The sequence below is a fragment of the Nitrincola nitratireducens genome (genome assembly GCF_000585235.1).
Taxonomy (GTDB): Bacteria; Pseudomonadota; Gammaproteobacteria; order Pseudomonadales; family Balneatricaceae; genus Nitrincola; species Nitrincola alkalisediminis.
Genome location: NZ_AONB01000009.1, coordinates 1 through 26,005 on the forward strand (window position 1 = coordinate 1; position 26,005 = coordinate 26,005).

Here is a 26,005-nt window from a genome sequence, read left to right on the forward strand (position 1 = left end):
TCTTCCCTAGTATCTTTGTAATGCCCTGTCGCAAGCAATAATAATAGCTGATCAGCAAGCGTATAGTTTTTTTGATCTGTAGCCGTTTCAGGAGGCTGACATAGTGGCTCATTTTTCAAGGGGTGGTTTAAATTTTTTAACAGTATGTCAAACAAATCGACACCTGATAATTTTTTAGCATTATTGTCCGAGTAAATATCTTGCTCAGTGGCATAAACTGATCTAAACGTATTTTTAAAATATTCTCTCAACAATACTGAAAGGACATAGTTCGGAAATATTTTTACCGTGTGATTCGGAAAGTTCAGTGGGTATTCTAGACATAATAAATCCTTTTATGCTTTGTAGGTTATGATCATGATTTTTACAGCCATTAAGACTGACCAGATCAACATTAATATTGTTCAGATTATTTTTATAGTCGATAAGATATGCATTATTGATAACCATCAACGATGATTTTAAATTACTGAGTTATTGTAAAACTGGGTAGACAGTGTTTCAAAATTGAGATATCAATCTTTAAGATCGACTAAATAACATAACAGAATTGATGTATTCTACTCTTGCTTTATTAAAGATTTCTTTACAGTGACTCACAGTCGTCAGGTACGCTATTGAGCTATGTTCAATTTCAAATGCTTCTCTAACGCAACTTGCATCACGAAAAGCTTCCCATAAAGACTGCTCTATGTCAAAGAGCTCTATTAGCTCCATCCCTAATTCGTGGTCAGGCTGGTACGATAGAAGGGTTTCATTTTTCCACACTTCAATTACTTCAGCAAGAAGCTCATTAGACTCCTTTAAATTATTTTGAGTACATTTATCTACCTGAGCGCTTGTGATAATGCTCTTACAATGTAAATAACCATTACCAGTATGGCTCTTGACTTCAGCGATGCTGAATGAAAAAACATCACTTAAAAAAAACATCAACAGCAACAAAAATAATACTTTTTCCTTGAATTTTAAAAATAAAATACTCATACCTCCACCCTACTGCCTTTTTCGCTGTCTCAAATAATTAGCACGTCTGCGTCCAGCTTCATACCGCCTGATAGCAGGCGTATTTTCAATATAATAGATTAGCTCGTCAAAACTATTATTCATACCTGCTCGCATTGGGTTTGGACCTCGAGTGAATCCTTGGTAAACAAAGTCAACTAACACATCTCTAATAGCTGGATGTAAACCGCACCAATCAACTCTATTTTGTTGTAGGGAAGTCCATTTTCTGTAATTTCTTTTTGCACGAACTTCATAAGTTGGATATATGTTATCAAACAACTTAACTTGTTGTTGGTGCGTTATTGCTCCGATACTATCTTTATTGTTTTCAACAAAAATTCTAGCAGCCTCACCTATGAGCCCTGCCCCCTCTGCAATGGCCTGTGATTTATGAGCGCTAATCCCAGCATCCACCATATCATTCAAAACGTCTAAACGGAAGCGTTGCCCTAAATCATATCCTCGCCCAATAGTGATACCAGAAGCTGCATTGCCAGGCCAATGTATGACACGACTAAAATATGCAGAGTTTTCAATATCATTACCTTCTGCATCAAAAGTTAACTGTCCTTTCTTTACGATCATACCCATCTAATCAAAACCTAGACTTTTCATATAATATTAATTCATTAAGAATACTGAAATTCACATATACTTTTATGATCGCTACACTTCATGATTTCAGGCTTTAATCCAACATAAATTATGTCCGGATTAATATGCAAAAGCTCCTATCGCTTCCGGCTTAGAGCTGTTCTATTATGAAGATTTTCGACAATATCAGTCATATATAAATAACTACATCTTTAATAAAAGGCTTTGAAACCTAAGTTCCAAAACCTTTTTTTTATTCTATTGTGCATCTATCTATGTCACGTCAATAGACGCACGCTAGAGTCAATTGATTAAAGCTTGATGCCCAACGCGATATCGTAACCCGCTGGTACGCTGCCTTCTGGACGATGTGCTTCATTCCATGGAGTGTACTTCATCTCAATCTTAGTGAAGTTAAGCGTAATAGACTCCTGAGGACGATTATCTTCATCCGCTGAAACACTGTACCCACTTACAAGTGTATTTGTGAGTGTGTATTCCATGTAGGTTTCTACACCATTTGGACTTGTTTGCACCAAATGGATCAGCGCTGTTTTCCCTTGACCGACACAGGCTTCAGAGAAGAAAACAGGAGATGTTTTATCCATTTTGGTGGTCAGAGTAATTTCACTGATGTGAGGAGAGGTAGACTCACGATCTTTACCTTGACCTGTTTTTGTGGACAGGGTACGACTCACATTCCAGTTCATTGAATCACACTCAACCCAGTTTTTATGAGTTGATTCAGTCACATCACCTTCTAAGCCATCAATCTTTAAATATATAGCCATGTAAACATCCTTATAGTTTCACATTTTAAATGGTGTTACGTGTACTCATGTATGAGTCAGTAACGTCATTGATAATAGATACACGACTACTCACAACATGTATCCCTCCTAAAACCCACCCTGTAGTGCGACTTGCATTACAACGCAGAGTTATTTTTCACCTATAGATCCATCTCTTGCTAAGGGTTTCCCTAGCAATGGGATTAAATATGTTGAATCTTTACGATTGATCGGATTTAAACTTGATGGCCTCTTGGAAGTATCCTTCGTGCCCACAATCCATCTGGTGATGACAAAAATCCGAGTTAAAAGAGAACTTTGCAAACCAGTTCCGATCCACTTCTGGAATCTGATTAATCTTACGCGTACTGTAACCAAACTGACTTAATCCAAATACACCCAGTTCGGATATAAATAAACGCCCCTGTTCAACTCGGTAATCTTCGCCTCTTTCGCCATTAACACAAACCTGACGCCAGTCAAATGCGACACCCTGCTTAACTTGAACTTGAGCCGTGAGGTGTATGGAGTTTGAAGCACATCCAGACTCGATGTTCTGTAAAACGGATTGTGCATAAGCACGTAATCCTTGAACACTCGAGTCATAACCTTGGCTTGCCGCTGAATCTGTCAGGACAAGCAAACGCAGTTGTCTGAATTGGTTCAATTGCAAACTGGACTCTACAGGAGCCCATACCAACACATTACCGTGATAACGAGGATGCGATTGCATGTCCTTCGGTTGATAGTTCTCAGGTAACGCAAACCTGAAATTATGTTTAATATCCTTTGCCGAAATCAACGTCGTGTCTGCAACTGCAATGCCGGATAACGCTATCGATGTCCATACTAGACTGAGTAAACGCGTTTTCATTCGCCCCCTCCATTCACGGCAACACCCAACTGCCCCTGATCATCAACCGTGATCTCCAACGAAATTAACTCAACACCACTGCTAAGATGATTCAGTAGGGTCAGTGAGAGTCGGGGCAGCAGTTGTTTCTTAATAATGTGGATAGCATTTCGTGCCCCTGTATCCACTTCTTGGCAACGGGAGACAATCGCTTTTACCACCTCCACACCGTAAAGTAATTCAATACCGTGTTCCATGCGCATGCGTTGGACGACTCGATCTAACTGCAATGCCACAATTCCTTGCAGTGCCTCATCCTGCAAGGGTAAATACGGGATAATGCTCAGACGCCCTAAGAATGCAGGCTTGAAGTAATGCAACAATTCGGGTTTGATCAGGCCATCAATTTTGTCAAAATCTTGGTCCGCCTCAGAGTCATGATGCCATGCCGTAAGCGTCTCGGTACCCGCATTAGAGGTCATGATAATCAGTGTATTGCGAAAATCGATATCACGCCCCTCCCCATCTTTTAACATTCCTTTATCAAAGACTTGATAAAATATATCTTGGATCCCAGGGTGGGCCTTTTCAATTTCATCCAACAAAATTACGCTGTAGGGTTTGCGTCTAACAGCTTCGGTTAACACGCCACCTTCCCCATAACCGACATATCCCGGCGGAGCACCCATCAACAAGGATACTTTATGCTCCTCTTTATATTCTGAGAGGTTAATGACCGTTAGGTTTTGCTCGCCGCCATACATCAAATCCGCCAACGCCAGCGCCGTTTCAGTTTTACCCACACCACTTGTTCCACAAAACATAAACACCGCTAGAGGCTGATTCGGGTCTGCCAACCCAGCTCTGGAAACACGAATACTCTCGCTAACACGATCCAGTGCATGGTCTTGTCCAACAATCCGCTTTCCTAACTCCTGGCGCAAAGACATCACTCGCATGAGCTCATCCGATAGCATTTTACCTGCAGGAATACCCGTCCAAGCTGAAACGACCTCTGAAATAACGTGCTTATCAACATGAGGGCGAATCAGTGGAGCTTCACCCTGAATCTCGTTCAACTCGTTTTGCAGGAGGCTTAACTCCTCCAAAAGAGAAGCTTTTTCGAGTTCTTCACCCAACAACGCGTTACGAATCGAAATCATACGATCAACACGCGTTCGCTCATCATGCCAACGCTGAAGGATTTCGGTTTCACGTATTTCGAAGCTCGCGAGCCTTTCATTTAAACCAGCGAGCGTTTGCTGCTCAGTACCATACAAAGCTTGTTCGCGCTCAAGACGCTGCACCTGAACTCGCAAGGCCTCCATTTCGCCCTGTAAGTCTTCAAGTATGGAGGGATGGCGTTGATACTGCATACTGACTCGCGAACACGCCGTATCCAACAATGAAATACCGACATCAGGAAGCTGGCGACCGCTAATATAGCGTTTGCTAAGGGTAACCGCTGCCTCTATCGCCTCGGCTAACACAATCACCCCATGGTGTGTTTCAAATCGACTGGCAACGGCTCGCAACATTGCACAAGCAACCTCAATCGATGGCTCTTCAACTTTAACCACCTGAAAGCGTCGAGTGAGTGCCGCATCTTTTTCAAAAAAGCGCTTATACTCTGCCCAAGTAGTTGCGGCCAGGGTTCGTAACTCACCTCGTGCTAATGCGGGCTTTAAAATATTGGCCGCATCCCCCTGCCCGTTCGATCCACCCGCTCCCACCAACGTATGTGCTTCATCAATGAATAAGATCACGGGTACCGATGATTGTTTAACCTCGTCCACCACAGACTTCAAACGCTGCTCAAACTCTCCTCGAACACCCGCTCCCGCTTGCAATAGGGTTAAATCGAGTACTCTGATCGCCACTTGTTTTAAAGAATCAGGCACTTGTCCAGCTACAATACGCAATGCCAAGCCTTCCACTATGGCCGTTTTACCCACACCAGCCTCACCCGCCAGTAATGGATTGTTTTGTCGGCGACGGCATAAAATATCAATAACCTGTCGCACTTCAGATTCTCGCCCTATGACAGGATCTATGTCACCAGCACGTGCACGCTCAGTTAGATCGAGTGTATATCGCTCGAGCGCGGACACTTTTTTCGGCATTTCTGGCATTTGACTTGAGTGATTATCAACGGAAAGCTCTGCTTGATCGACTGAAGAGCCTTGTTCAAACTCTTGTCGTGCAAGCCAATGCCCTTCTCTCACAATACGATCTAAATCAACCCTGTCTAAAAAACGACAGCGGGAAATGATTAATAAACGTAAAGACTCTTCTCGAAATAAGACCACAAGGCAAGCCGCAGATGAAATAGCAGGCAGACCATATTCCAGACTGGACAGCATCCAAGCTTTTTTAAAAATATCAATAACTTGTGAAGAGAATGATGGCGCATGGTGATTGCCTTGATCAAAGTGAGCAATGGAGTGTTCCATCGCTTCAATCATTAACGTGGCATTCAATTGATAAGGGGCTAACAAGACAGCTAAGGAATTGGTTTCGGTCCGCAGCAAACCAATGACTAAATGCTCAAGCTCAACAGAGTAATGTCGATGTCCGACCGCAACAGATGCCGCCATTTCAACACCTTGACGAGCGGTATCCGAGAGTTTGCCAATCAATGCCCTTGCATCCATATTTAATTCCCTTTATCGAGGTTGATAATCACAGTTTTATCTACGTCTATGTCGGACTCTGCTTCAGCAGAAACCGTTTGAAAATCTTCATTCACCGTTGACGAGCGATCTGATATTTCAAAGTTCAGACTATTCTCAAAGAAGTTTTCTAACTGCTCGGCAAGATCATTAAACTGCATATTCAACACGCCCACTTCATCCGTCGAATCAACAGGTAAGCGCGTGTAAAAATTGCCTGCATAGAGATTTTGTAGGGCGGAACTCACAGACTGAACTTTATTGAAAAAGTTTTTATAGACCAAATACAACACTGAGGTTACCAACAAGCAAATTAATACAACAAAACCAATCAGGTAGGATAAGGTTTTATTCGCTATGTGCTTGATTTGACTGGGCTGCATACCGACCTGAAGACGTCCTAACACCCTTTGTGCGTAGCTAATTTGAGTTGAAAACAAATATAAATCAGCCTTGGACTCACCTAATGAGTAATGATAAACATCATTTTTTGAGGGCGAAGCAGCCTAACCACTCCTTCAGGAAAAGATCTTGGATTGCCGACAAGATTTGAATCCGTGGATGCTATAACAATCCCTTCGTTATCAAGTAAATGTAAGTAAACTATCTCGTCTGCACTTGAAAAACGACTGATAATCGCATTCATAGAGTCTCGGTCATCTAACAATACAGGTTCGGAAAGGTGATCATGCATCTGTGAAATGTACATATCACCATACGAAATCAGAGTGCTTTGCAAACTATTCGTTAATTGACTCAAGGTAAAATAGAGCAACACTGCGCATAAAAGCCCGATAGAGCTGGTAATTAGACAGGTATGACGCCAGGTTGTGCTCATTTTTATATTAAATAAAGAGTGGGCTTGCGTTCGGGTCTCAGCTCGAAGCGCCTCCACCTGTTTTAATAATTCTGTCGCAGATCGATACCGAAAAGCCGGATTCTTATGAAGCAGTTTTCGAATTATTTTTTTAAGTGTGGGTGGTATTCGTTTAGAACTAAGGTCAACATCTGATTCTTGAATCAGTGTATCTAAATCCTTTAGTGTACTGGCCTGGAAGGGCAATTTTCCAAAAACCAAATAGTATATTAAAACACCTGTTGAATATAAGTCACTCTGAACGGTAGGGGTATCGCCCTTAAGCTGTTCGGGTGCCATATATAAGGGTGTGCCTATGACAAAGGCATCTTCTATTGCATTTGATTCATTAAAATATGCCACACCAAAATCGGTTAACTGGACATACCCCTCTTCATTGATCAATATATTACTTGGCTTTATATCTCGATGATAAATACCCTTTGAGTGGGCATGCTCAATCGCTTTAAGAAGTTGTGACACGATATCAAGTATTTTTTCCATCGGTGGATCCGGATTATCCACCAACCAAGACTCTAGATTCTGAGAAGCAAAGTATTGCATTAAAATAAAATGCAGCTGATCAATTTGCCCCAGATCAAAGATGGAAACAATATTGGGATGATGAAGTCGACCCGACAACTGTATCTCGTTAAGAAACAAGTCAACTCTATGATTTTCTTTAGAAAACTCAGGCTTTAAGAGTTTAATGGCCAACTCTCGTTGGAGCTTAGGGTCATACGCCAGATACACCTGGGACATGGCACCTTCACCTAACATCCTTATAAGCTGGTATCGTCCCAATGACTCCATTTCTAAACTCGTTCCCTAAAGTTAATTTGCTAACATAAAGACTATGTTCGCAGCATCCGATGCATTCGCTGTGTTTTTGAGCCACGAATTATAACCTAACCTGATTGGATTGGTAACCCCTTTATTTGTTAAATTTAAAGGGGGTATTTCCTTCGCCTTGAGAACGGGTTGTAATGAGACATCATAACCGATACCTAAATACTGCAGGCATACATTAAGCACACGCTTATATAAAGTAGCATCGGGCTGCAAGGACTTAAACTCTTCATAATCAAGTGGGTCAGTCGTAATCAATAGGCTTCGATTACCATCTACAATTTCTGTACCTAAAACACAATCCTCTCCTAATCGGACAGAATTCTGACCTAACCTATTACGCTCAGATTTAGACAAAGAATAATGTTGGGCATAGAACTGTGTTATCTTTACGTTAACCCCAATAACTTTAGTTAATATCGCGTTTAAGCCAACAAGTGTTTTTCGTTGGTGCGAAAAGTAACCACAAAAATAGTTTGATATTTGATGTAGAACGGGCTCAGTTTCAAACAGATGAGCATGAGATCCGGCAAAGCCTGCAATAATATCCTGTCCACGAAAAGATGAACTTTGAGCAAGTCGCTGCCGTCTCTCATGAATAAAAGGGTATCGATTGCGATTCCACGCTGCTAGAAGAAAGCTTAGTGTACGACTGTTCACGGCATCTAGAAACGACTTTAAAGCAGAGTCCCCTTGCCGCAGTCGCTGCTGAATGAGTTCGGTATAAAATGGGGGTAACACTCCATTCGCGCCATAAAATCCAAAAGCACTCACCAATAGATGAAGTTGCTTTGGCTGCTCTGGCTCTACTTTGACATCGAGTACACTCTGCGTTCGAAAGCACAATTCTGGGGCCTGAGAAAAACGAATGAATTCATGATCCAATGGCTGATCGGAGGGTGAAAAGCCAGGGTTAGGGCCAGTCGTCTCAGCATACACACATTCAGCAAGCCGAATAAATTGATAAAAATCATACTCTACCGGGCGATAGCGCAAATAAAAGTTTAAATCAAACATTGATCACCCGTTCTTGGTGGCCAAGAGTAAACGCACTCCTCATGCTGATTGAAACTGACATCTAATTGAGTAAAAGAATTAATTTGGGTATACAACGCCAAAAACCGTTCAAGCACCGAGCAAAAGAGAAATGCGCTCGCGCCCGGAAAGTCATGGGCATTGAGCTTGATATGAAAACGGTGTCCACGACTGAAAAAAAAGACTCCTGATGCTGACACAACCCGTTTCATTTCCATATCGACAGATGCGACCGAAAGGCTATCGATCATTTTTCGCGTTTCCGGACTGTTCTTAAAATCATAAAGCGATAAAATTTCTTTTAGCACCCGCCCTGCAGTTCCCTCTTTGCCCAAACTCAAATAATTCAAGTTAAGATGAGATATTAACTTCCAATGCTGCCCTTTTTGATGGTCAAAGCTCGCAGGTTTAAAGGCCAAAAGTGTTCTTGCCTTTTCGATTCCAGGTTTTGTTTCCGCTAAGGTTAATGATTTAAGCTTTCCAGACTTCCAAAGCTGATGAGGGCAGTTCCCATTGGTCACTAGGCAATCTAGAAACAATAGAGCCGTATCATCTGAAAGAATATCGAGAGGAAGGTTATGCAGTGAAATCGACAACTCACCACCTTGCAATTCACTTGTTGACGTTTCTTGGTGCAAATGCCAAAAAGGGCGGCTTAAGTCATCAACATCAGCACTACCATCAAAGTCAAAAAAGCGCTTTAATTTAAGAGGTAGGTTTTGTTTATTGGAAAGAGTGACCGTTTTCACAGTATAGACCTGAGTCGCCTCTGGATCTCTCGAATCAGCGACCACTGGATAGGATGTGCGCGTATGGGTAAGACGAACACTCTCTGCTAGCTGGGAATACAGGTTTATAATTGGCGTCGCATACAGTTGAAAATGCGAGGCCTTTACGTGCGGCGCGATTTCGTCGTAGGCATTTTTCAGATAAAAGAATAGACTAAAGCGTGTCGTTTTAAGCTGCATACGCCGCAGTGCAGAGAGATCAAGCTCGAAAAACAGAAATTTTTCAGGAAAAACGAAAAACTCCGACAATAAGCGATAGCCGGGTGAAGACTGCTCCGAATATGCCCATGCCGCTTCCTCATCCTTGAAACCCACCGCCTGTATGCCTGATAAATCAAGCCTCATCGGATGAACGTCAACTTCTGATTCGGCCATCACCCATGAATGAACCTGGTTAAACAACAACTCATAGAGTGGGTATGCAATGTGCTTAGGAGCATTCAAATAGATCCGCACGCGTTCAAGTGGCATGGAGTCTATTGATTGCGTATCCAGTCCCGCTATATCAAACTCAAGATGCAGCAAGCCAGAGATCTGTTGAAGCTGAGCTATTTGAGGGGCAGCAAAAGGCGCTGACTGCAAAGACGCTTGACAGAGTCTAAGTGGTAAAACATCAACATCATAGAGTGTTGTAAAACGACAGGTCTTCGTTTCTGAAACTCTGCCATCTAACGCACTTCCCCTTGGAATATTCACAGGTGCTGACATATCAGACTCAGACTCAAAGCAAATAACCGAATGACTGGGGATAGGCTTCAGATAATGCGGATAAATCAAATCAAAGACTGACTGCGTTAACTCAGGATAGTCATCTTCTAACTTGGCACGTATACGCGCATTCAGTAATGCGGTTGCTTGAATCAAGCGTTCAACATGCGGATCACGCCCTCCTTGATCCGTCATCTGCAACCTGTGCGATATTTTGGGGTATTTTTGAGAGAAAGCCTGCCCAACTCGCTCAAGGTAATGCAATTCTTTTTGATAATAATCAATAAGTTCTTTTTTCATCATGATCGACTCAACCTAAACCGCTTCACGACAGGGACAAATGCTGCATTGAACATGATCAGTTCCGCACCATCACTGAGCAGCAGCATCGCATCAATTTGAAAGGCTATTTGTGCCTGACTAAAGGCCGACTCTTTAATGGTCACTTTTACACCCGTTAAGCGAGGCTCGTTTGTCGCCAGTGTTTTGATCAGTACTTGACGCAAATGCTCTAAGCTTTCTTTTGAAGCAATATTGATGGTTGAGAAATCAACAACACCAAAGCTAAGCAATTGATCAAACGCAACGGATTCGTAGAACTCAACGTTCATTTTTGAGTTCAGCAGTCTATCCACATCGGACAACACAGAATCGATATACGTTTGAGTTTGCTGCCTCGGAGAAAGAGGCTGCTCGACAAGCTGTTCAGGCTCATCATCAAAAAAACTGGTTAGAAACGTCTGCGACATGAACATCCTCTGTTGTTGAATTCGATAAGACATTAAATAGGTTTCGAAATATCGGTTGAGAAAAATACCTCTGTCTCAACACACTCCAGTTGATAATGCGGTGATAGTTTTACAGCACATTTAAACACCCCGGCTTGCCCCGCAAGCTCAAACACCTGAACATCGACCTCTCGCAGCGGATATTTAGCCAGTAAATGCTCAGAGGCATCACTTGTTGACATGGTGTAATTAAGCAACCATCCCTTAAGGTACGACTGACACTCGTCTGCTGACGTAAAACTACCTACTTTGTTTCGCATCAAAATCTTCAAGTAGTGTGAAAAACGTGACACGCACAAAACATACTGAAGCTGAGCGGCGTACTTGGCACTTTCATTTGGAGCTTTAGCCTCTAAACTGGGGGGGCTATGGAGACTTGGCGCGGAATAAACAATCGATTGATCACTGTTTGTTGTCGAGGTTAAGCTAATAAAGCCTATATCTGCCAACATTAATGACAACTCATCGTGAACCAGTGTTTCTGTTTGTAAATAAGGATAATCATCAACCAAACTACTTAATCCACTGACATGCGGATGCAAAGCAGCCTTGTGAAACCGCATTCCGCAGATCTCGGCCAACCATCCTGTTGACTCAAAGCATTTGGCGAGGACCTTCCCTATCGGATACACCGCACTCATCCAAGTGATATTCTCAACCTGACGAGAGCTCAGCGTTTCATTCAGCATAAACCCATTTTTTGACTGCCAATGAATGGGGGTATCAATGACCATCCTTGGCAAAGCCATTGCGATAAATCGTGCATCGGGATGCGCTCTAAACTCATTCCATTTAACAAATTTATGCTGCTGATAGGTACTATGTGCGTTAATTCTCCCTGAAAGATTTTTGAAAGAATCAAGATCTAACAGCTCAGGGTTGGCGCCAAGGATAAAGGGGCAAAAGGCAGCCGCAGCTATTTGTGATAAGGAATACAAATACCCAATGTATGTGTTTAGAGCTGATTGGGTCGGGAGGTCAATTGGATGGTCACAAAGCATAACACCAAAGGGCATTCCGCCTGCACTACCAAACTCTTGACTGTAAACCTTGTCAAAGATCTGACTTTGATCGAACTCCATAGAGCACTCAAAGTCTTTTAGCAACTCGGCATAGGATATGTCTAGCATTCTGACAATCACTGAGGTAGTTGCCGTTTCATCTAACAAATACGCAAGCCCATACCACCCGGACTTTAATGCCTTAAAGTCCGGGTGCGAGACGATTTCATGGAGCAACTGGTTTATCCGATCGTCAATGGCAGCAATTAAAGTACTTAACTCAATCTGCTTCGATGTTAAAAAGTCGACCTGACGCATCCCTGTATACTCCATGTTGACATTCGCTTAAATCAGTCTTGTCCTAACTGAGGAATTTTAGCCACCATACGCATGGAGACCGTCAACTCTTCTAACTGCAACCATGGACGTAGCCAAGCCACAACATTATAGGCACCGGGCTGCCCTGGCACCTCTGTCACTTGAACACGCGCTTCTTTTAGTGGATAACGGGCTTTCATTTCTGGCCCTGAGTTGGGGTTGTCATTAACATACTGGATGAGCCAGCGATTCAACCAAGCTTCAACATCATCGGCATCCATAAAGCTACCAATCTTATCGCGTGCCATCACTTTCAAATAATGCGTAAAACGTGACGTGGCCATCAGATACGGCAAACGTGCTGAAATAGCGGCATTAGCAGCGGCTTCTGGTCGGTCAAATTTTTGAGGCTTTTGAGCCGACTGACCACCAAAAAACACAGCAAAATCCGTATTTTTATAATGACAGAGTGGTAAGAAGCCAAGCTTAGATAATTCAGCCTCGCGACGATCTGTAATACCCACCTCCGTCGGACACTTTAGATCTAAGTCACCATCATCACTGGTGAAAATGTGCGCTGGGAGGTTTTCGACTTTTCCGCCGCCTTCCGCTCCACGAATCGATGTGCACCAGCCAGTCGATGCAAATGAATGAGTTAAGCGACTCCCCATAACGTATGCCGCATTCATCCAACAATAATCATCATGCGCCAATGCACCTGCTTTACCTTCTGGGGTCGTCACACCTTCTTCATAATTAAACTCTTCAACAATGCGTGTGTCGGAACCGTAAGGAAGTCGAGCCAGTGTGCGAGGCAAGGTTAGGTTAATGAAACGCGCATCTTCTGACTCACGAAAACTGCGCCATTTACTGTATTCTTTTGAGTCAAAGACTTTTTCAAGATCTCTTGGACGAGACAACTCATGCCAGCTTTCAAGGCCAAATAAACTATGGTCAGCAGCTGAAATAAACGGACAAAAAGCGGCAGCGGCCACATTCGACATTTTTGATAAGAGTTCGATGTCTTCAGGATGATTGGTAAACTCGAAATCCCCGATGAGCGCTCCATAAGGCTCACCACCGGGTGTACCAAACTCATTTTCGTAGACTTTTTTAAAGGTTTCACTTTGGTCAAACTCAACGGCTCGGTCTAAGTCCTTATACACCTCGCGTTTCGTGACATTCAGAACACGAATTTTCAGGTTGCTACTCGTTTCTGAGTTGTTCACCAAATAGTGTAAACCTCGCCAGCTTCCTTCCAGTTTTTTGAAGGACTCATCGTGAATAATTTCAGATAATTGCGATGAAATTCGGCTATCAATCAGGGCAATCGCTTGGTTAATAGTTTTCGCAATATTACGATCCCAAACAACGGTTCCTTCTTGAACTTCTTCTAATAAATTGCGAATTAAATCTTTAGTGTCATCTGCGCTGGTCTGCTTTGTTGCAGAAATCACACGATCCAGTATATCGCCTTGGTCATCTAACCAACCCTGTTGCGTTGATACGGCTTGTGAATGTGTACTACTCATCATTACCTTCCTTGTTGTCTTCATTTAAACGTGACGCGAGATGCCCAACTTTGTCAGTACTTTGCAGAACGCTTTCTAAGATAGACTCTAACTCTTCCGAACGATCCGACTTGGTTAACAAATCACGCAGTTTATTTCGAGTGTCCAGTAGTTTTTTTAAGGGTTCAACTTGCTCGACTAAACTTCCCGGCTCAAAGTCCTGCATAGAAGTGAACTTCAGATCAACGGACATCAGACTATCATCATCGGTTAAGGTATTTTTTACCTTTAAATTCAAACCTGGTTCCATTTTTTTCATTACATCATTCATGTTGTAACGATCTATCTGAACAAATTTGCGTTCTGATAGAGGCTTTTTAGGCTGAGACGGATTTCCAACAAAATCGCCCATCACTCCAACAACAAAAGGCAATTCTTTTTCAACGGTTTTGCCCTCTGTTTCAATATCATATTTGATATGAACTCTGGGCTTACGCACTTTTTCGAGTTTGTTGTGAATACTATCGCTCATATTTCTATTCCCTTATTAGTTGATGTCTTCAACGCCAGTGATTTTTTTAAAGTTCAAACGTGCACTTTCATCTGTGATCAGCTCGCTAATCAGTTCAGGTAAGCTCAACTCCCCCCATCGATTAATACGCTCTAAGTTATAAGCAATCGGCGAGTGAGGCTCTGTCTCTTTAAAAAAGACAATCAGTTTTCGAATCAGAATAAAGGCATCTTGTCGATTTCGAATATTGACATGATTTGCCTTTATCGCCGTGATAGGGCTCGCTACCTCTAGATTTTCCTGTTTAGATTCAATGAGATCATTCGGTAGTTCCAGGGTTTCTAAAGGGTCAGATAAGGCAGCAAGATGCACAGCACGATCAAGAGCTTGCTGCAAAATGCCTTTTATTTGTGAGGAAGGTGGAGATTCATGACCACAATGATCGTACAAAAACTGTTCAATCCTGGAAAATGTGTCGACACATTGCTCTATAAAAGACAAGGATCCTTGTCGACGTTCATAACTAAGCTCGGCAATCTGAGCTTGCACAGACTCATAATCCAGCATTCCCTTTTGTTTAAGTGCTTCCTTCTTCTGAGGATCTTTGGTTTCTGAGACCTCAAAAGCCTTCACGCAATCCAACAATGAAACCGCAGGGCTGCCCATAAACAAAGGCGCCATTCTCAAGGGCATGATCAAAGCCCCCTCTGAAGACAAACCATTCAGACCTGTTAATGGAAATAGAGTTGATTCAAATCCATCTTCATCTTTAGGGTATAGATTCGGCCAATGTAAAGTCAGCAGAGCCTCTAATTGAGTAAGGCTTTCAGCAAGGCCCTTAAATCCATCAAGTCGCAAAGCGGATTCAATCACCCAGGCCATCACCTCTAAATCTTTGCTAACGTTTTCTAACAGAAAAACGGATCGTTCGAATAAGGGCTGCCAAGCTGGATAACCTGCATAAATATCCTCAACACTCAGGGCTTGACGCTCTTTATTTCGTAACAGGTTTCTTAGATCTTTTAACGCATACACCTCTTCACGCCAGTGGCCAGAGCGCAGATCCTCACCTTGTGGAAACTCATCAGAAATAGGTTTATGCAACCCTTTTATATCCATATCCAACTCCATTCAAAAAATCCTAATTTAACAAAATAGGATTTGTATCCTTTCACCTGTATTCACCCCTAACGCATTTTTAGGGGTGAGTTAAACGTTCACTCAACTTTAGCGCTCGCTCTAAATAATCTTGAGCACGTTGATGGCTGGGTTCTAAGCGCAACACCTGTTTGAACCGCACAACGGCTTTCTCGACCTCCTGATCGTGAAAGTAACTAACACCCTCTCGGTAAGGCTGATCAACCAGCTCTTCGCGTAGCTGTTCATATAACGGCGTATTACGCTCGGCTTCACTCTGCGCCCGTAATCGTTGATAGGCTAAAGATGATTGACCCTGCTGATGCAACTGCTCAGGTGTGACAGGTGGTACAACAATTTCGACACGCGCACTCTCAGATGCCTCATCGGGTACAACCGCCACGGGTTCAGTCGGCACTCTAGACGGGGGAACGGGTTGAGATCGGACTACGTCAGATCTTGGCCTTTCCCCCTGGTGACTTGACGAACGGGTCGAGCCTTTTGAAAATGCTCACCAATAACCGGAAGCAATGCCAACTCAGGCGCAAGCACAATCTCTATTTGAGGGTAATGTTCATTAAAGGCTTGGTTGTAACGTTGCAGCAATACAGCGTAGTGCTCAGTGCCATATATTCGCTTTGATAATTCGAGAAAGTTTGCCTGTCCGTTGACAAGGTGTGTCTTGACGTCGGTTCGCCCTTGACTGCCTTGCTCAATAAGCCAAATAAGTTCTGAGACTCAACCTGCGCGGCAACCACACGGCTGTTTTCATTAAACGGGTCTGCGAACAATGACATCCCTAAGTATTCTATAGCTGACTCAATTTCATCATTGAAATAAAGCGCATAAAACTGATTTAAATTCGCTCTCCCGCCCGCTCCGGCATTTTCGCTTAACAAACGGACACCCACCTGATGAAACCCTTTATAGAACCTCATCAAGTCCTCATCGGTAATGGTAACTTCATCAACCTCATGCAACTCCTTTTCAGGCATCGTATTGCACGCCGCCAGTACACAGATACAACTTAGCCACCAGAGGTTACGCATCACGATCTCCAACTATGACAGCACTCAGATTATCAGATGTCTCACGTACAACGCCTGTGTGAATGAGTGTTTTCAATGCCGAGGCGTAGTCATCGGCGTAATACAATAATTTACCCAGCTCCATTTGATCCATAACGTTGTAAAGTCCATCCGTACACAGTAGAAATACATCATTTTGTTTGACATCCAGAGCTTGGATATCGATTTCAATCTGCTCACTCACACCCATAGCACGTGTCAAAATGTGGCTTGCAGGATGCGTTGTTGTACTCTGCCCATTCACCTCATCCAGTAAACGCTGAGATTTCAGTGCTTCGTATTGCGTGTGATCAATCGTGATTTGCTCAAAATAGACATCCCGCATACGATACAGGCGACTGTCGCCGGCCCATAACACATACCCCTTATCCTTCGATAGAAGCAAAAGGACAAAGGTCGAGCCCATGATCTGCTTGGACTCGAACATCTCAGAGGCAAGGGAGTAAATAATTTGATTGGTCGTCTTTAAAAGATCGATGACTTTATTGAGTAAATCATCAATATTATCGATCTCATCTGCGTGTAAATCCTCTAAGGATTGAGTAATCAAACTACTGGCGACCCCCCTTCAGAATGACCGCCCATCCCATCGGCAACACACCACAAGCCCAAGGCATCGTCTGCGTAAATTCGGTCCTCGTTACATGCCCTTACTGGACCTGCCAGGCTGTCTCCGACACTAATCCATCTAGACACAGAGGTTTTGATCTCGGGTAGCGGGTTGGGGAACAATTGTTTATCCGTCATGAATTGCCGACTCCAAGGCTAAAAGGGATTGATAAAAATCAGCCGACGGTAGTCCCATGCACATGATCTCTAGGCTGGGCTGATCCAACGCCCACCAATAGGACTGAACGCCCTCAAGTAGCGGGATGGAGTCGTTTGACTGAGCGGACATTGGCAAGTGAGCAAGCGAGCTATCCTGCCACGGCGTAAGTAAATCCTTTGATAATAAAGCGACTACGGACTGATAATGTACTTCTATGGATTGCCGCTGATGCAGTGCATTCACCTGTTGATCGACAAGCGCATTGAGGACATTTTGCATCGCTCTGGGATTAAAATTCACCAAGGCGTTTTCACCCGTCAGCTGGACACCGCTCAGCAGAGGAAAATAGCGCCCCACAGCATCAACACTGGAGGTCATAACTCCGATATACATCATCGGCTCAGGTCGCTGAAATGCGATAGCATAGCCGCAAGGACTGGCATTTAAATATGCACTCAACCATGCCTCATACCCAAGCGTTGCTTGTGCCTCGGACAAAAGAGGTCCTAACCAGTCATATAAAGTGGCCTCAACAGACTCAGGTAAATTGAGTAACACATAATCTCGATGAGCGGGCAACTTGCCATAGATACCAATAGATTTCATGATCAATGACACCTGATGGATTTAAATAGATTTGCATCAAACGGGTTGTAGACGCTTCCCGCAATCAACTCGAAAGACAAGGGAACACCTTTACGCGTTTTGAACTCCAGTAAATAACGTTCACTGTCCAATGATGTGATCTGCCCTTTATCCAGCAGTCTAAACAATGACCACTCCCCCCGTTCTGTCAACGACTCCGCATTTTCATGCGTTTCAATAACCAAACGTGCAAATGACTGAGTGCTAAGATTTGCGGAAGGCCACGTAAAGCGACGGCCTAATTTGGGACCGTGTGAATAGCTTAATTCTTCGTTATCAACCACCAAAGTGACCTTTAGAATGCTAGGATCAACATCCCTTGGCACCAACTCAAAACTCAGAGACGGCGTTTGCCCACCCGGGCCAAAAAACATATTTTGAATTCGATGACTTAATTCGATTTGCCGAAGGACTCTATTCACCTCCATGGACTCGAAACCCGTAATTTTTTGCCAACGCCATGGCGTGCGTGATCGATCAACATATGGTGCTAAAAACTCTTGAAAATAACGGTCAACGATTCCACCAGATGCAAAATAGGTGGTTAAGTCTCTTAGGGTCATTTCGCGAGAAGCATGTGCTGAAAAGGGATATCGATCTTCGATCATATCGCGGCACGCGGGCACTACGTTGCTTGACCATTGATTTTGGATATAACTGCGCGCTTGCGCTCCGGTTTGAGCTTTCGCAGAGTTAATCAATTGAGCCACCCACCCCGATATAGGCTCGGGTAGACGTGACATCTCATTTTCCAAACGCGTCACCACGTCACTCATTCCCTGATGCTGACTGGCTTGCATCCATGCGGCTCGCTCTAAATTGATGCTACCTTGTAAGCCCTTTAAAAAGACGCTCAACTCATTTAGCTGCACATAGAGTTGCGACAAGCGTTCAAACTGCCCAGCCTCATTGGGGTGGACTAACTGATGGAGATGAAGCAAAACAGGCATTGCCTCTAAGGATAAAACATCGAAATTGGCTTGGCTTAACAAGGCCAGCTCGTCAAGTGAATTAAAATCAAGCCCTTGCTCAACCAGTGTTGCTGGGGATACAAAGAGTGCCGAGAACTCAGTATTTTTTCGAACCACGCTTAGCAACTGAGTGAGCGGAGAGCCTGCTTGAGTCAAGGTTTCTATCGTGCGGATTTTTGCTTGTGAGTCGGACGTATCCGTTAGCTCAATCGATTGCAACGTCTGCAACCACGCCTCTTGATACTGCTGCAAATACTGCCTGAATACATCCGCTCTATAACGTTCCTCCAATATTGAGTCATAACCTAACACCTGCGCATCTTTTGCGATAATTCGAGCAAGTGGATCTGTTTGTTCAGCAAAAAAAAGCTGAGCAGCTTGATGTGTAAAATGGCTATCGATTAACGTATCTTGAATCCCTTTACCCTGAACAGAAAAAATCATCGCCCCCTGAGTACCGACTAAATCCAATAAATGATACGGTCGTAGCTGCAATCGCTTTGCTTCGTGCTGTACTTGATCCAACAAGCGGGATGCCGCGGGTTGCTGCAAAACTCTTCGTTGTGCATGTTCCAGCAACTCCTGATTCAATGTGGGTGCATAGTGATTCGGTAAAATAGACAGCAAATGAAAGATATGCAGACCTAGACTGTCACCGAGTATTTGACCGTCTTTAGATACAACCAAGCGCAAGTAACGTCGAATAAAATCATCGTCCTTTTCAACAGTTCCTCCCAAGATTTGATACATTGTCAAATCATCGTAGGTCGTCTCAGATGCATGAAGCAATCGATTTTCAATAAAAAACATAAAGCGGGGAAGTAAGATATTCAGCAAAGAGCGCTCGTACAATGCGATGGCTTCATTCTGCATTTTGCCCGTCTGATTTAACCCAGCGCCTTTGAACCAAGGCCCCCTGTCATTTAAGCTTGCATAACCAAAGGGCAAATGACGTGTTTTATGTAGCACTGGCAGTATGCGTTCTAAACTATGATCGCTTTCCGGTAGGCTTTGGCTTAACTGATCAATCTCAACAATCGCTTCGTCAAACTGATGTAAATACTCCATATTCTTTAAATAACTTTGATACCACAAAGCCGACATACCGACGGTTGCCAATAACATGAATGTACACGTCATGACATAGAGTGCTGATTGTATTTTTTCAAATCGTCTGTTCTGCCCAGCTAACCCCCCTTCCTTGAATACAACCTCTTGAAGCAAATGCTTTATAAAAAAGCTTTTACCTTGACGTTTATCCGCTGATCTTGCTCGCCCTAAATGCGCAGATAAACCACTGATCACTCGATCCAACATACTGCCGTCTTGAGTACCACTGGTAAAATACGCCCCCCGTAACATAATAGGCTGTTCAAATCGAGTCGCTGTAAAACTGCTATCAATCAATAACGCTATTCGATCCTGCAGGGACGCCATCATTCGCGGAAAAATATACGCCGCATCTCGTTTAGACTGGTCAGACTCTTGTTTAAGCACATCCAATACTTTGACCTGCAAACGCTCAACTAATAAGCGATGCTCAATCAAATAACCGCTGACTGGGTCAACGTCCTGCTCGGTTAGCTTGAAGGTCGTCCCAAACACTTGCTCTCGACCTTCAGTGTCTAAGGTCGCAAAATATTCATCAAAACCCGGTAATAAATCGAGTTTGGTGAGAACCAAGTAGACTGGAAACTTAATCTTAAGCGTGTCGTAAAGCTCATACACCCTACGCTTAATCATCTTTGCATCCGCAATCAGATCAGCTTCATCCTTGCTAACTAAATCACCAACACTGTATGCCACGATAATGCCATTAATGGGTCTACGCTTTCGATACTTCACAAGAAGCGATAGGAAGGTATTCCAGTCTTTTTTATCTCGATCAACTTGGTTATCTTGAGTTGTAAAACGACCGGCTGTGTCAATCAAAATCGCTTGATCGGTAAACCACCAATCACAACTTTTAGTTCCTGCCGTGCCTCGAACTGAAGCACCAAAACGATCCATTAAAGGAAAGTGTAATCCGGAATTAATCAATGCCGTTGTTTTACCTGCTCCAGGAGGGCCGATGAGCATATACCATGGCAAGTTATAGAGATAATGCCCCTTAGTAGCAGGGTTTTTTAGTTTTTTTAATACATGAATGGCCTCTTCAAACTTCGTCTTAAACTCAGTCGGATCCGTCGACTCACTTTCTGGCCGTGAGGGGTCTTCTACGACCGCCTTTTCTAATTTTTGATTACGATTACGATCTGCAATCCATCCCCTCAACTTGTAAGCAAAGCTCATCACAAATAAAGATGCGATCATGCTCGCACGTGCCCACATCGATTGAAAAGGCTCAGCGCCTCCCATCGTTAACGCAGGTAAAACAAACCAAATCATTAGGCTTATCAGCCCAAGTGCAACTAAACTCAATAAGCTCCCGACACTGAGAAAAGTGCCAAAAAACATTTTCATTCAGATATCCCTTTCATTATCGCCAATCCGTTTCTGGTAAAAGTACAAGCTCAACCCGCCGATTTTGTGCACGCCCTTCCGGTGTTGCATTACTTGCGAGCGGCTGAGTATCGGCTCTCGCTTCGATTTGATAACGTCCATACTCTTGACCCGCCTGTTCCAGTAGGCGCTTGACCTGCTCCGCGCGTGCTTGGGATAAGTGCCAGTTGGATGGAAATCTGATGGTGTTAATTGGAATGCTATCGGTATGCCCCTCAACTAAAACTCGTCCTTGCTCGCTCATCAACTCCCTACCCATGTAGGAAATCAGCGCTGCATATTCAGGCTCAAGCTCCGCACTGCCCGAACGGAAAAGCAAATCTGAATTAATAACAATGCGGATCTGCTGCGAACGATCGGATAAACGAATTTGATTCTTCTCAATCTCAGGAGCAAATAAACGACTGACCCGAATAAATACAGACTCATTTACCTGTGGCAGTTGCACTCTAAACTGACTGTGCTGCTCGGTGAGTACTCTGGATGCACTGCGTAATGCAGTACTCGATTGATCGTTAACATGAATCAACAAGTAAAAATACACCATGCACGCCATGGCGACTAAAAAGACAGCGGCGACCCAAAGTGGTAGAAAATTGCGCAAGGCTTTAGCAAGCGTATCCTCCCCTTTCCAATGTGGGGACAGTGTTTTGGGCATCGTTCCTCTAATCTGAGTCAACGTGTGATAGAGGCTTTTCTTAAGCTCATACAATTGGCTGAGACGATCGGCTTCTACGCCATACTTTCCTTCAAAACCCAGTGCCAAACAAATGTAAATCAACTCCAATAAATCGATATTCTTGTGCGGGTTCTTATTTAAGTTGCTAAGAATGACAAATACGTTTTCACCCCCCCAGGTTTCTCCATGATAATGACTTAGAAGGCAATGTCGGCTCCATTGAGCCTCTTCACCTAGAGGTGTGTTCATGACAAGTTCATCAACAGTTGCGCACAAAATATACCGCGCAATTTCCACATCCTTCGAGTCTAAATTGGCGTCATACGCTGATCTTTCGAAGGACTCGACCATGGCGATCAACTTGCTTCTGAGCTGATCCGCAGTGAGCTCAGTCGTTTGGGTACGAATGGATGGCAACAGAGATAAAATTTCGAACGCACTGTTCTCCAGCACATTCAATCCACTTGATAGCTGTGAAACCTCCTCGGCCGAGAGGATAGACGACGAGACTTCCTTTTGAACCTCTGGGCTCGTGTCAAACCGTCCACGCCCTCCCGGGGTAGGAATCATAACTGTTCTATCTTTGATAAAGGCCATTGATCATCCCTGAATTAATATTTTATCGCCCACAAATCCATTTCCAGATTTGGAAACTGCTCACCAATATGAAGTGCGATTGACCGATTCGCACTAATGCTGTCCCAGTGCTTACCTTGAGCTTGCAATTCGAAATATACGGCACCTCCATAATAGGGAATTTGTCGTGGAGCTACGGGCATAGGTTCAACTTTTATGCCTGGCAGGTGACGATTAACAAGTTGTGTAATCAATTCCACTGGACCTATTTTTAAATGTGTCGGTAGCTTATTTCTCAAGACTTCTTTTGGCATATCCGAGGTAACAACCAAGATGTATGCGCGATCAGACAACTCATTGCTCGGAATCTGACCAACACGAACGCCATACCCTTTCATCTCAAGTTCAATGCGATGGGCATTTTGCTCCAATAGGGTACTCAACGATCGATTCAGCTCCCGAATCAACTCAACAAAGCAAGCCTTGAGTTGCTTATGATCATAGCCCCTAAGGTCTTTTGGCAGCCGAGTATCGGATGTAAATGTTGCGAGCTCCGCAGCAAGACTCAGACCTTGCTCATACACAACCATAGGATGAATGTGTTCTAATTGACTGTAGTGATCAAACAAAACCTTATAGCGATTTGAAATCTGTAACAGCATAAGATCCGAAATATCCGCGGCCCCTTCGGTTCCTGCATTCAGGATTCGCTGAGCGTACAGCTGACTTCGCAGCGACAAAAGCCCTGCAATTTCGTGTACATAAGAAGTTAACGTTGTGTTTCCCCTAGTATGAAGCGTAGGCGGTACAAACTCCCTCTCTAATTCTATTGTGTTGCCTGATACGGATCGGACTTGAGCAATCCTAAGCGTTGTCATGTGTTGATGCACCAGCCGCTCCGGTAATAACCGCAGTTTTTTGTGCGCGACATCAATATCTGCTACCTGGCTGCGCCCAGCAACTGAATCTACAATGCTATGCGTTTCAATACGATACCGAGCATGGCTGACCTCCTGCTGTGATCGATCCATCTCCACTGCCCCCTTCTTCCATAAGGGTAAACAGAGATTAATCAAATCCCCTTCTTTCAATTCACTAATATCCAACGCATCAGGGAGCGGATCAGTGCCAGGCATTTCAAAGGGCGTTCCGTCTTCAAAAATGCCAACACATTCACTTATCATAATCTTGCCAATCTTCAACGCGCCCTGATCAAGAGCCAAATGCATAACGCCCCATGCACAACCACCCAGAGAGGTTGTTTTTAAGTTCACAAACTTTTCAAAATAACGATCTTGCTGCTGAAAATGCTGTGGACGCATGAACATCCCTTCGGTCCATGCAACCTTTTTATACCAATTCATTTAAATACTTCTCTTTATGTTTCAAAAGAAACGACTGTTCCATCAAGATGAACACGCAGCTGAACACGATTATTAAAACTCAAATACTTAGCAAGAAAACCGCGATTATCACCAATCTGTATTACGTCGCGCCAAACTGCGCGATCAATATCCTGAAAAGCGGCCACAACACCAACGTAGCGAATAACTTCATTAATCTCGAAATGAACAGGCATAATCTCACCCGGCCTCAACACAACAGATTTTTCTAAATCTGCAGTGCTTCGCATGTTTGCATGATGAAATTCAAAATAATCGGCTCGCTTAAATTCTCGATCATTCGTCATCAGAAAAACCTGAACTTCAACAGGAAAAAACAAACCTGCATCATTAGGGTTAAGCCCATCTGAAGCAATGAGCTCAATATCCACAAAAAACTTTCCTTCCTGCGAACTCACCACGCGCAGCACTTCCATTGGACTGCAGCCCAATAGAGTCATAACCATTACGAAACCAATAAGAAAATGCTTAGTTTTCAGCGCTGATTCTTTTAAGCTGCTGCTCATAGGCTACACCAAACTCCTTGATGAAAAATCCTTGAATATCATCACGCATACTTGCCTGCAAATCCCCGTAGAAATCTTTGTACTCTTGCCAGTGATTTACTTTTTTTAATCCAGGAACACCTGATAAATGTCTAGGCTTTTTATTAAAGCGCGCTTCCAGTTTTTCGGGATTAATACGCTCCATCAGTTTTATTAAAGCCTCTTGAACTCCAGACATCATGGCTAATTGATGTGCTTGTATGTCTCTAAAACTATCCGAAACTGCCTGATCACTCGTTAAATAGGCTGAAGAGGAGGAAAATAAAGCAATATTGAGCGCCTCTCGACCTGTAGGCGAAAATTTAAATGGATTATTATCGGTTGGCTGTATCATTGTTTGTTGTAAACGAAACTCTCGCTTTACCATCGAGCGAGTTGCCAGGGTCTGGATCATTCCATTTGAAAAATACTTTATAAGAACGCCTAATCGATCCGCAACATCTTGAGGATTCGTCACTAAGGCAGGATCAATCCCCGCTGTCGATAATATTTGGCTCAATAGTGTCTGATCGTTTTCATTTAAAGCATGAGCGCTGCGCTCTTGAATACGCATCACCCTTCCGAGTGATTGGCACCCATATCTTCAATCGTTTCATCCGACTGTTCGCTTTCCCACTCTTCTATTAATGGCTGCTGTATCGGTGACATATCTACAACGGGATTTTCTTGTTCTGGCGTTTGCAACCTCTGATGCACGAACTCCTGTGGCTGCTCCACTGGCGCTTCGAGCACAGGCTGCTCTACAGATAACTTTTCTAAATCAATCTCTTGTTCAACAGGAGTCTCGTCGAAAGAATCCTCTACACTTGGCTCTTCAAGCCAATTCTCAGGCAGGAGTACTGGGGACTCAATAGCACTATAAGACGTGGAACGCGTCAAACTCACATGTTCTGGACTGATATGATCAGCCGCAAATGAAGATGATGTTTTCATGGCACCTTCCACTGGTGTTTGATCTACCAACATTTCGCTTAGCGCACTACCCGGAGCTGAGTCACATAACGGATTTGTCAAAGAGTCGGCTTTTCTGACCGTCGACTCATCAATCGAAGCTCGAATCGTATAATCGCCAATCCGTATTAGAGTTCCATTATTTAATACCGCGCAACGGCCTCGACCAATCGGCTTTTCACTATGGTTCAAATACACACCATTGGTACTTAAATCTGAAATAATAAAGCGATTATTTTTACGATTTATAATACAGTGCTTACCGGATAAATATAAATTTTCATCCGGCAAGACCCAGTGGTTATCGATAGCACGACCGATAGACAAAGGCTCTGCCTCTATAAAAACAGAACTTTTGCTTTGTAACTCCGCTTGCTGTTTGCTGACGACACTCAGCTCCATCCGCATCTTGAACTCCTTTCAAGCTCCATTAAAGAGGGTGTATTAATCCAAAGG

At 43.5% G+C, this 26,005-nt stretch carries 25 protein-coding genes; all 25 read right to left on the reverse strand.

Annotation, left to right across the window (positions count from 1 at the left end):
* Positions 1 to 522: 522 nt before the first annotated feature.
* Complete coding sequence (locus tag D791_RS09240) at positions 523 to 987, reverse strand: lysozyme inhibitor LprI family protein (protein WP_036510673.1); 465 nt, start codon at positions 985 to 987, stop codon at positions 523 to 525.
* A 9-nt stretch (positions 988 to 996) separates the two neighbouring features.
* Positions 997 to 1,599: a lysozyme family protein gene (locus D791_RS09245; protein ID WP_202806845.1), complete on the reverse strand. Its 603-nt coding sequence runs from the start codon at positions 1,597 to 1,599 to the stop codon at positions 997 to 999.
* 314 nt (positions 1,600 to 1,913) lie between these two features.
* A complete protein-coding gene (locus D791_RS09250; RefSeq protein ID WP_036510676.1) occupies positions 1,914 to 2,393 on the reverse strand; it encodes an Hcp family type VI secretion system effector in 480 nt (159 codons plus the stop codon).
* Positions 2,394 to 2,613: 220 nt separating this feature from the next.
* Positions 2,614 to 3,267: a hypothetical protein gene (locus D791_RS09255; protein WP_036510680.1), complete on the reverse strand. Its 654-nt coding sequence runs from the start codon at positions 3,265 to 3,267 to the stop codon at positions 2,614 to 2,616.
* Complete coding sequence (gene tssH, locus D791_RS09260; protein ID WP_036510683.1) at positions 3,264 to 5,900, reverse strand: type VI secretion system ATPase TssH; 2,637 nt, start codon at positions 5,898 to 5,900, stop codon at positions 3,264 to 3,266. Before tssH ends, D791_RS09255 begins: the two co-directional genes overlap by 4 nt.
* A 2-nt stretch (positions 5,901 to 5,902) precedes the next feature.
* Positions 5,903 to 6,301 carry a HAMP domain-containing protein gene (locus D791_RS09265; protein ID WP_036510686.1) on the reverse strand — a complete coding sequence of 133 codons (399 nt, stop codon included), beginning with the start codon at positions 6,299 to 6,301 and terminating at the stop codon, positions 5,903 to 5,905.
* An 80-nt stretch (positions 6,302 to 6,381) separates the two neighbouring features.
* The gene (locus D791_RS09270) at positions 6,382 to 7,587 is read right to left on the reverse strand and encodes a serine/threonine protein kinase (RefSeq protein WP_081763804.1); all 1,206 of its coding nucleotides are present in this window, start codon (positions 7,585 to 7,587) and stop codon (positions 6,382 to 6,384) included.
* A 21-nt stretch (positions 7,588 to 7,608) separates the two neighbouring features.
* Positions 7,609 to 8,640, reverse strand: coding sequence for a type VI secretion system baseplate subunit TssG (gene tssG / locus D791_RS09275; RefSeq protein WP_036510690.1), 1,032 nt, complete (start codon positions 8,638 to 8,640; stop codon positions 7,609 to 7,611).
* Positions 8,628 to 10,457, reverse strand: a complete 1,830-nt coding sequence (gene tssF, locus D791_RS09280; protein ID WP_036510693.1) for a type VI secretion system baseplate subunit TssF — start codon at positions 10,455 to 10,457, stop codon at positions 8,628 to 8,630. The genes tssG and tssF overlap by 13 nt, the downstream gene beginning before the upstream one ends.
* Positions 10,454 to 10,903 (reverse strand): type VI secretion system baseplate subunit TssE, encoded by a 450-nt coding sequence (gene tssE / locus D791_RS09285; RefSeq protein WP_036510696.1) that lies wholly within the window; start codon positions 10,901 to 10,903, stop codon positions 10,454 to 10,456. Before tssE ends, tssF begins: the two co-directional genes overlap by 4 nt.
* A 32-nt stretch (positions 10,904 to 10,935) precedes the next feature.
* Positions 10,936 to 12,261 carry a type VI secretion system contractile sheath large subunit gene (gene tssC / locus D791_RS09290; RefSeq protein WP_036510699.1) on the reverse strand — a complete coding sequence of 442 codons (1,326 nt, stop codon included), beginning with the start codon at positions 12,259 to 12,261 and terminating at the stop codon, positions 10,936 to 10,938.
* 32 nt (positions 12,262 to 12,293) lie between these two features.
* Complete coding sequence (gene tssC, locus D791_RS09295; RefSeq protein ID WP_036510702.1) at positions 12,294 to 13,793, reverse strand: type VI secretion system contractile sheath large subunit; 1,500 nt, start codon at positions 13,791 to 13,793, stop codon at positions 12,294 to 12,296.
* Positions 13,786 to 14,304: a type VI secretion system contractile sheath small subunit gene (gene tssB / locus D791_RS09300; RefSeq protein ID WP_036510705.1), complete on the reverse strand. Its 519-nt coding sequence runs from the start codon at positions 14,302 to 14,304 to the stop codon at positions 13,786 to 13,788. Before tssB ends, tssC (D791_RS09295) begins: the two co-directional genes overlap by 8 nt.
* A gap of 15 nt (positions 14,305 to 14,319) precedes the next feature.
* Positions 14,320 to 15,414 carry a type VI secretion system protein TssA gene (gene tssA / locus D791_RS09305; RefSeq protein WP_036510708.1) on the reverse strand — a complete coding sequence of 365 codons (1,095 nt, stop codon included), beginning with the start codon at positions 15,412 to 15,414 and terminating at the stop codon, positions 14,320 to 14,322.
* Positions 15,415 to 15,481: 67 nt separating this feature from the next.
* A complete protein-coding gene (locus D791_RS09310; protein ID WP_036510711.1) occupies positions 15,482 to 15,823 on the reverse strand; it encodes a hypothetical protein in 342 nt (113 codons plus the stop codon).
* A gap of 154 nt (positions 15,824 to 15,977) precedes the next feature.
* On the reverse strand, positions 15,978 to 16,469 hold the full coding sequence (locus tag D791_RS09315; protein WP_036510714.1) for a hypothetical protein: 492 nt from the start codon (positions 16,467 to 16,469) through the stop codon (positions 15,978 to 15,980).
* A complete protein-coding gene (locus D791_RS09320) occupies positions 16,462 to 17,058 on the reverse strand; it encodes a PP2C family protein-serine/threonine phosphatase (protein ID WP_051514379.1) in 597 nt (198 codons plus the stop codon). The genes D791_RS09315 and D791_RS09320 overlap by 8 nt, the downstream gene beginning before the upstream one ends.
* On the reverse strand, positions 17,055 to 17,255 hold the full coding sequence (locus D791_RS09325) for a hypothetical protein (RefSeq protein ID WP_036510716.1): 201 nt from the start codon (positions 17,253 to 17,255) through the stop codon (positions 17,055 to 17,057). Before D791_RS09325 ends, D791_RS09320 begins: the two co-directional genes overlap by 4 nt.
* Complete coding sequence (gene tagF / locus D791_RS09330) at positions 17,245 to 17,883, reverse strand: type VI secretion system-associated protein TagF (RefSeq protein ID WP_036510720.1); 639 nt, start codon at positions 17,881 to 17,883, stop codon at positions 17,245 to 17,247. The genes D791_RS09325 and tagF overlap by 11 nt, the downstream gene beginning before the upstream one ends.
* A gap of 2 nt (positions 17,884 to 17,885) precedes the next feature.
* Entirely contained in the window at positions 17,886 to 21,356 is a 3,471-nt protein-coding gene (gene tssM, locus D791_RS09335) for a type VI secretion system membrane subunit TssM (RefSeq protein WP_036510723.1), read from the reverse strand.
* A 16-nt stretch (positions 21,357 to 21,372) separates the two neighbouring features.
* Entirely contained in the window at positions 21,373 to 22,644 is a 1,272-nt protein-coding gene (gene tssL, locus D791_RS09340) for a type VI secretion system protein TssL, long form (protein WP_162149941.1), read from the reverse strand.
* A gap of 41 nt (positions 22,645 to 22,685) precedes the next feature.
* Positions 22,686 to 24,014: a type VI secretion system baseplate subunit TssK gene (tssK, locus tag D791_RS09345; protein ID WP_036510731.1), complete on the reverse strand. Its 1,329-nt coding sequence runs from the start codon at positions 24,012 to 24,014 to the stop codon at positions 22,686 to 22,688.
* Between the two features lie 14 nt (positions 24,015 to 24,028).
* The gene (gene tssJ / locus D791_RS09350) at positions 24,029 to 24,559 is read right to left on the reverse strand and encodes a type VI secretion system lipoprotein TssJ (protein ID WP_036510733.1); all 531 of its coding nucleotides are present in this window, start codon (positions 24,557 to 24,559) and stop codon (positions 24,029 to 24,031) included.
* Positions 24,522 to 25,151: a type VI secretion system-associated FHA domain protein TagH gene (gene tagH, locus D791_RS09355; protein WP_051514380.1), complete on the reverse strand. Its 630-nt coding sequence runs from the start codon at positions 25,149 to 25,151 to the stop codon at positions 24,522 to 24,524. Before tagH ends, tssJ begins: the two co-directional genes overlap by 38 nt.
* Complete coding sequence (locus D791_RS09360) at positions 25,151 to 25,957, reverse strand: type VI secretion system-associated FHA domain protein (protein WP_036510737.1); 807 nt, start codon at positions 25,955 to 25,957, stop codon at positions 25,151 to 25,153. Before D791_RS09360 ends, tagH begins: the two co-directional genes overlap by 1 nt.
* Positions 25,958 to 26,005 lie beyond the last annotated feature (48 nt).

Bases quoted from the DNA above. Each gene is read 5' to 3' on its own strand.
- D791_RS09240 (WP_036510673.1), bottom strand. From the start codon at position 987: ATGAGTATTTTATTTTTAAAATTCAAGGAAAAAGTATTATTTTTGTTG.
- D791_RS09245 (WP_202806845.1), bottom strand. From the start codon at position 1,599: ATGGGTATGATCGTAAAGAAAGGACAGTTAACTTTTGATGCAGAAGGT.
- D791_RS09250 (WP_036510676.1), bottom strand. From the start codon at position 2,393: ATGGCTATATATTTAAAGATTGATGGCTTAGAAGGTGATGTGACTGAA.
- D791_RS09255 (WP_036510680.1), bottom strand. From the start codon at position 3,267: ATGAAAACGCGTTTACTCAGTCTAGTATGGACATCGATAGCGTTATCC.
- tssH (WP_036510683.1), bottom strand. From the start codon at position 5,900: ATGGATGCAAGGGCATTGATTGGCAAACTCTCGGATACCGCTCGTCAA.
- D791_RS09265 (WP_036510686.1), bottom strand. From the start codon at position 6,301: ATGCAGCCCAGTCAAATCAAGCACATAGCGAATAAAACCTTATCCTAC.
- D791_RS09270 (WP_081763804.1), bottom strand. From the start codon at position 7,587: ATGGAGTCATTGGGACGATACCAGCTTATAAGGATGTTAGGTGAAGGT.
- tssG (WP_036510690.1), bottom strand. From the start codon at position 8,640: ATGTTTGATTTAAACTTTTATTTGCGCTATCGCCCGGTAGAGTATGAT.
- tssF (WP_036510693.1), bottom strand. From the start codon at position 10,457: ATGATGAAAAAAGAACTTATTGATTATTATCAAAAAGAATTGCATTAC.
- tssE (WP_036510696.1), bottom strand. From the start codon at position 10,903: ATGTCGCAGACGTTTCTAACCAGTTTTTTTGATGATGAGCCTGAACAG.
- tssC (WP_036510699.1), bottom strand. From the start codon at position 12,261: ATGCGTCAGGTCGACTTTTTAACATCGAAGCAGATTGAGTTAAGTACT.
- tssC (WP_036510702.1), bottom strand. From the start codon at position 13,793: ATGAGTAGTACACATTCACAAGCCGTATCAACGCAACAGGGTTGGTTA.
- tssB (WP_036510705.1), bottom strand. From the start codon at position 14,304: ATGAGCGATAGTATTCACAACAAACTCGAAAAAGTGCGTAAGCCCAGA.
- tssA (WP_036510708.1), bottom strand. From the start codon at position 15,414: ATGGAGTTGGATATGGATATAAAAGGGTTGCATAAACCTATTTCTGAT.
- D791_RS09315 (WP_036510714.1), bottom strand. From the start codon at position 16,469: ATGCGTAACCTCTGGTGGCTAAGTTGTATCTGTGTACTGGCGGCGTGC.
- D791_RS09325 (WP_036510716.1), bottom strand. From the start codon at position 17,255: ATGACGGATAAACAATTGTTCCCCAACCCGCTACCCGAGATCAAAACC.
- tagF (WP_036510720.1), bottom strand. From the start codon at position 17,883: ATGAAATCTATTGGTATCTATGGCAAGTTGCCCGCTCATCGAGATTAT.
- tssM (WP_036510723.1), bottom strand. From the start codon at position 21,356: ATGAAAATGTTTTTTGGCACTTTTCTCAGTGTCGGGAGCTTATTGAGT.
- tssL (WP_162149941.1), bottom strand. From the start codon at position 22,644: ATGATTCCTACCCCGGGAGGGCGTGGACGGTTTGACACGAGCCCAGAG.
- tssK (WP_036510731.1), bottom strand. From the start codon at position 24,014: ATGAATTGGTATAAAAAGGTTGCATGGACCGAAGGGATGTTCATGCGT.
- tssJ (WP_036510733.1), bottom strand. From the start codon at position 24,559: ATGAGCAGCAGCTTAAAAGAATCAGCGCTGAAAACTAAGCATTTTCTT.
- tagH (WP_051514380.1), bottom strand. From the start codon at position 25,151: ATGCGTATTCAAGAGCGCAGCGCTCATGCTTTAAATGAAAACGATCAG.
- D791_RS09360 (WP_036510737.1), bottom strand. From the start codon at position 25,957: ATGCGGATGGAGCTGAGTGTCGTCAGCAAACAGCAAGCGGAGTTACAA.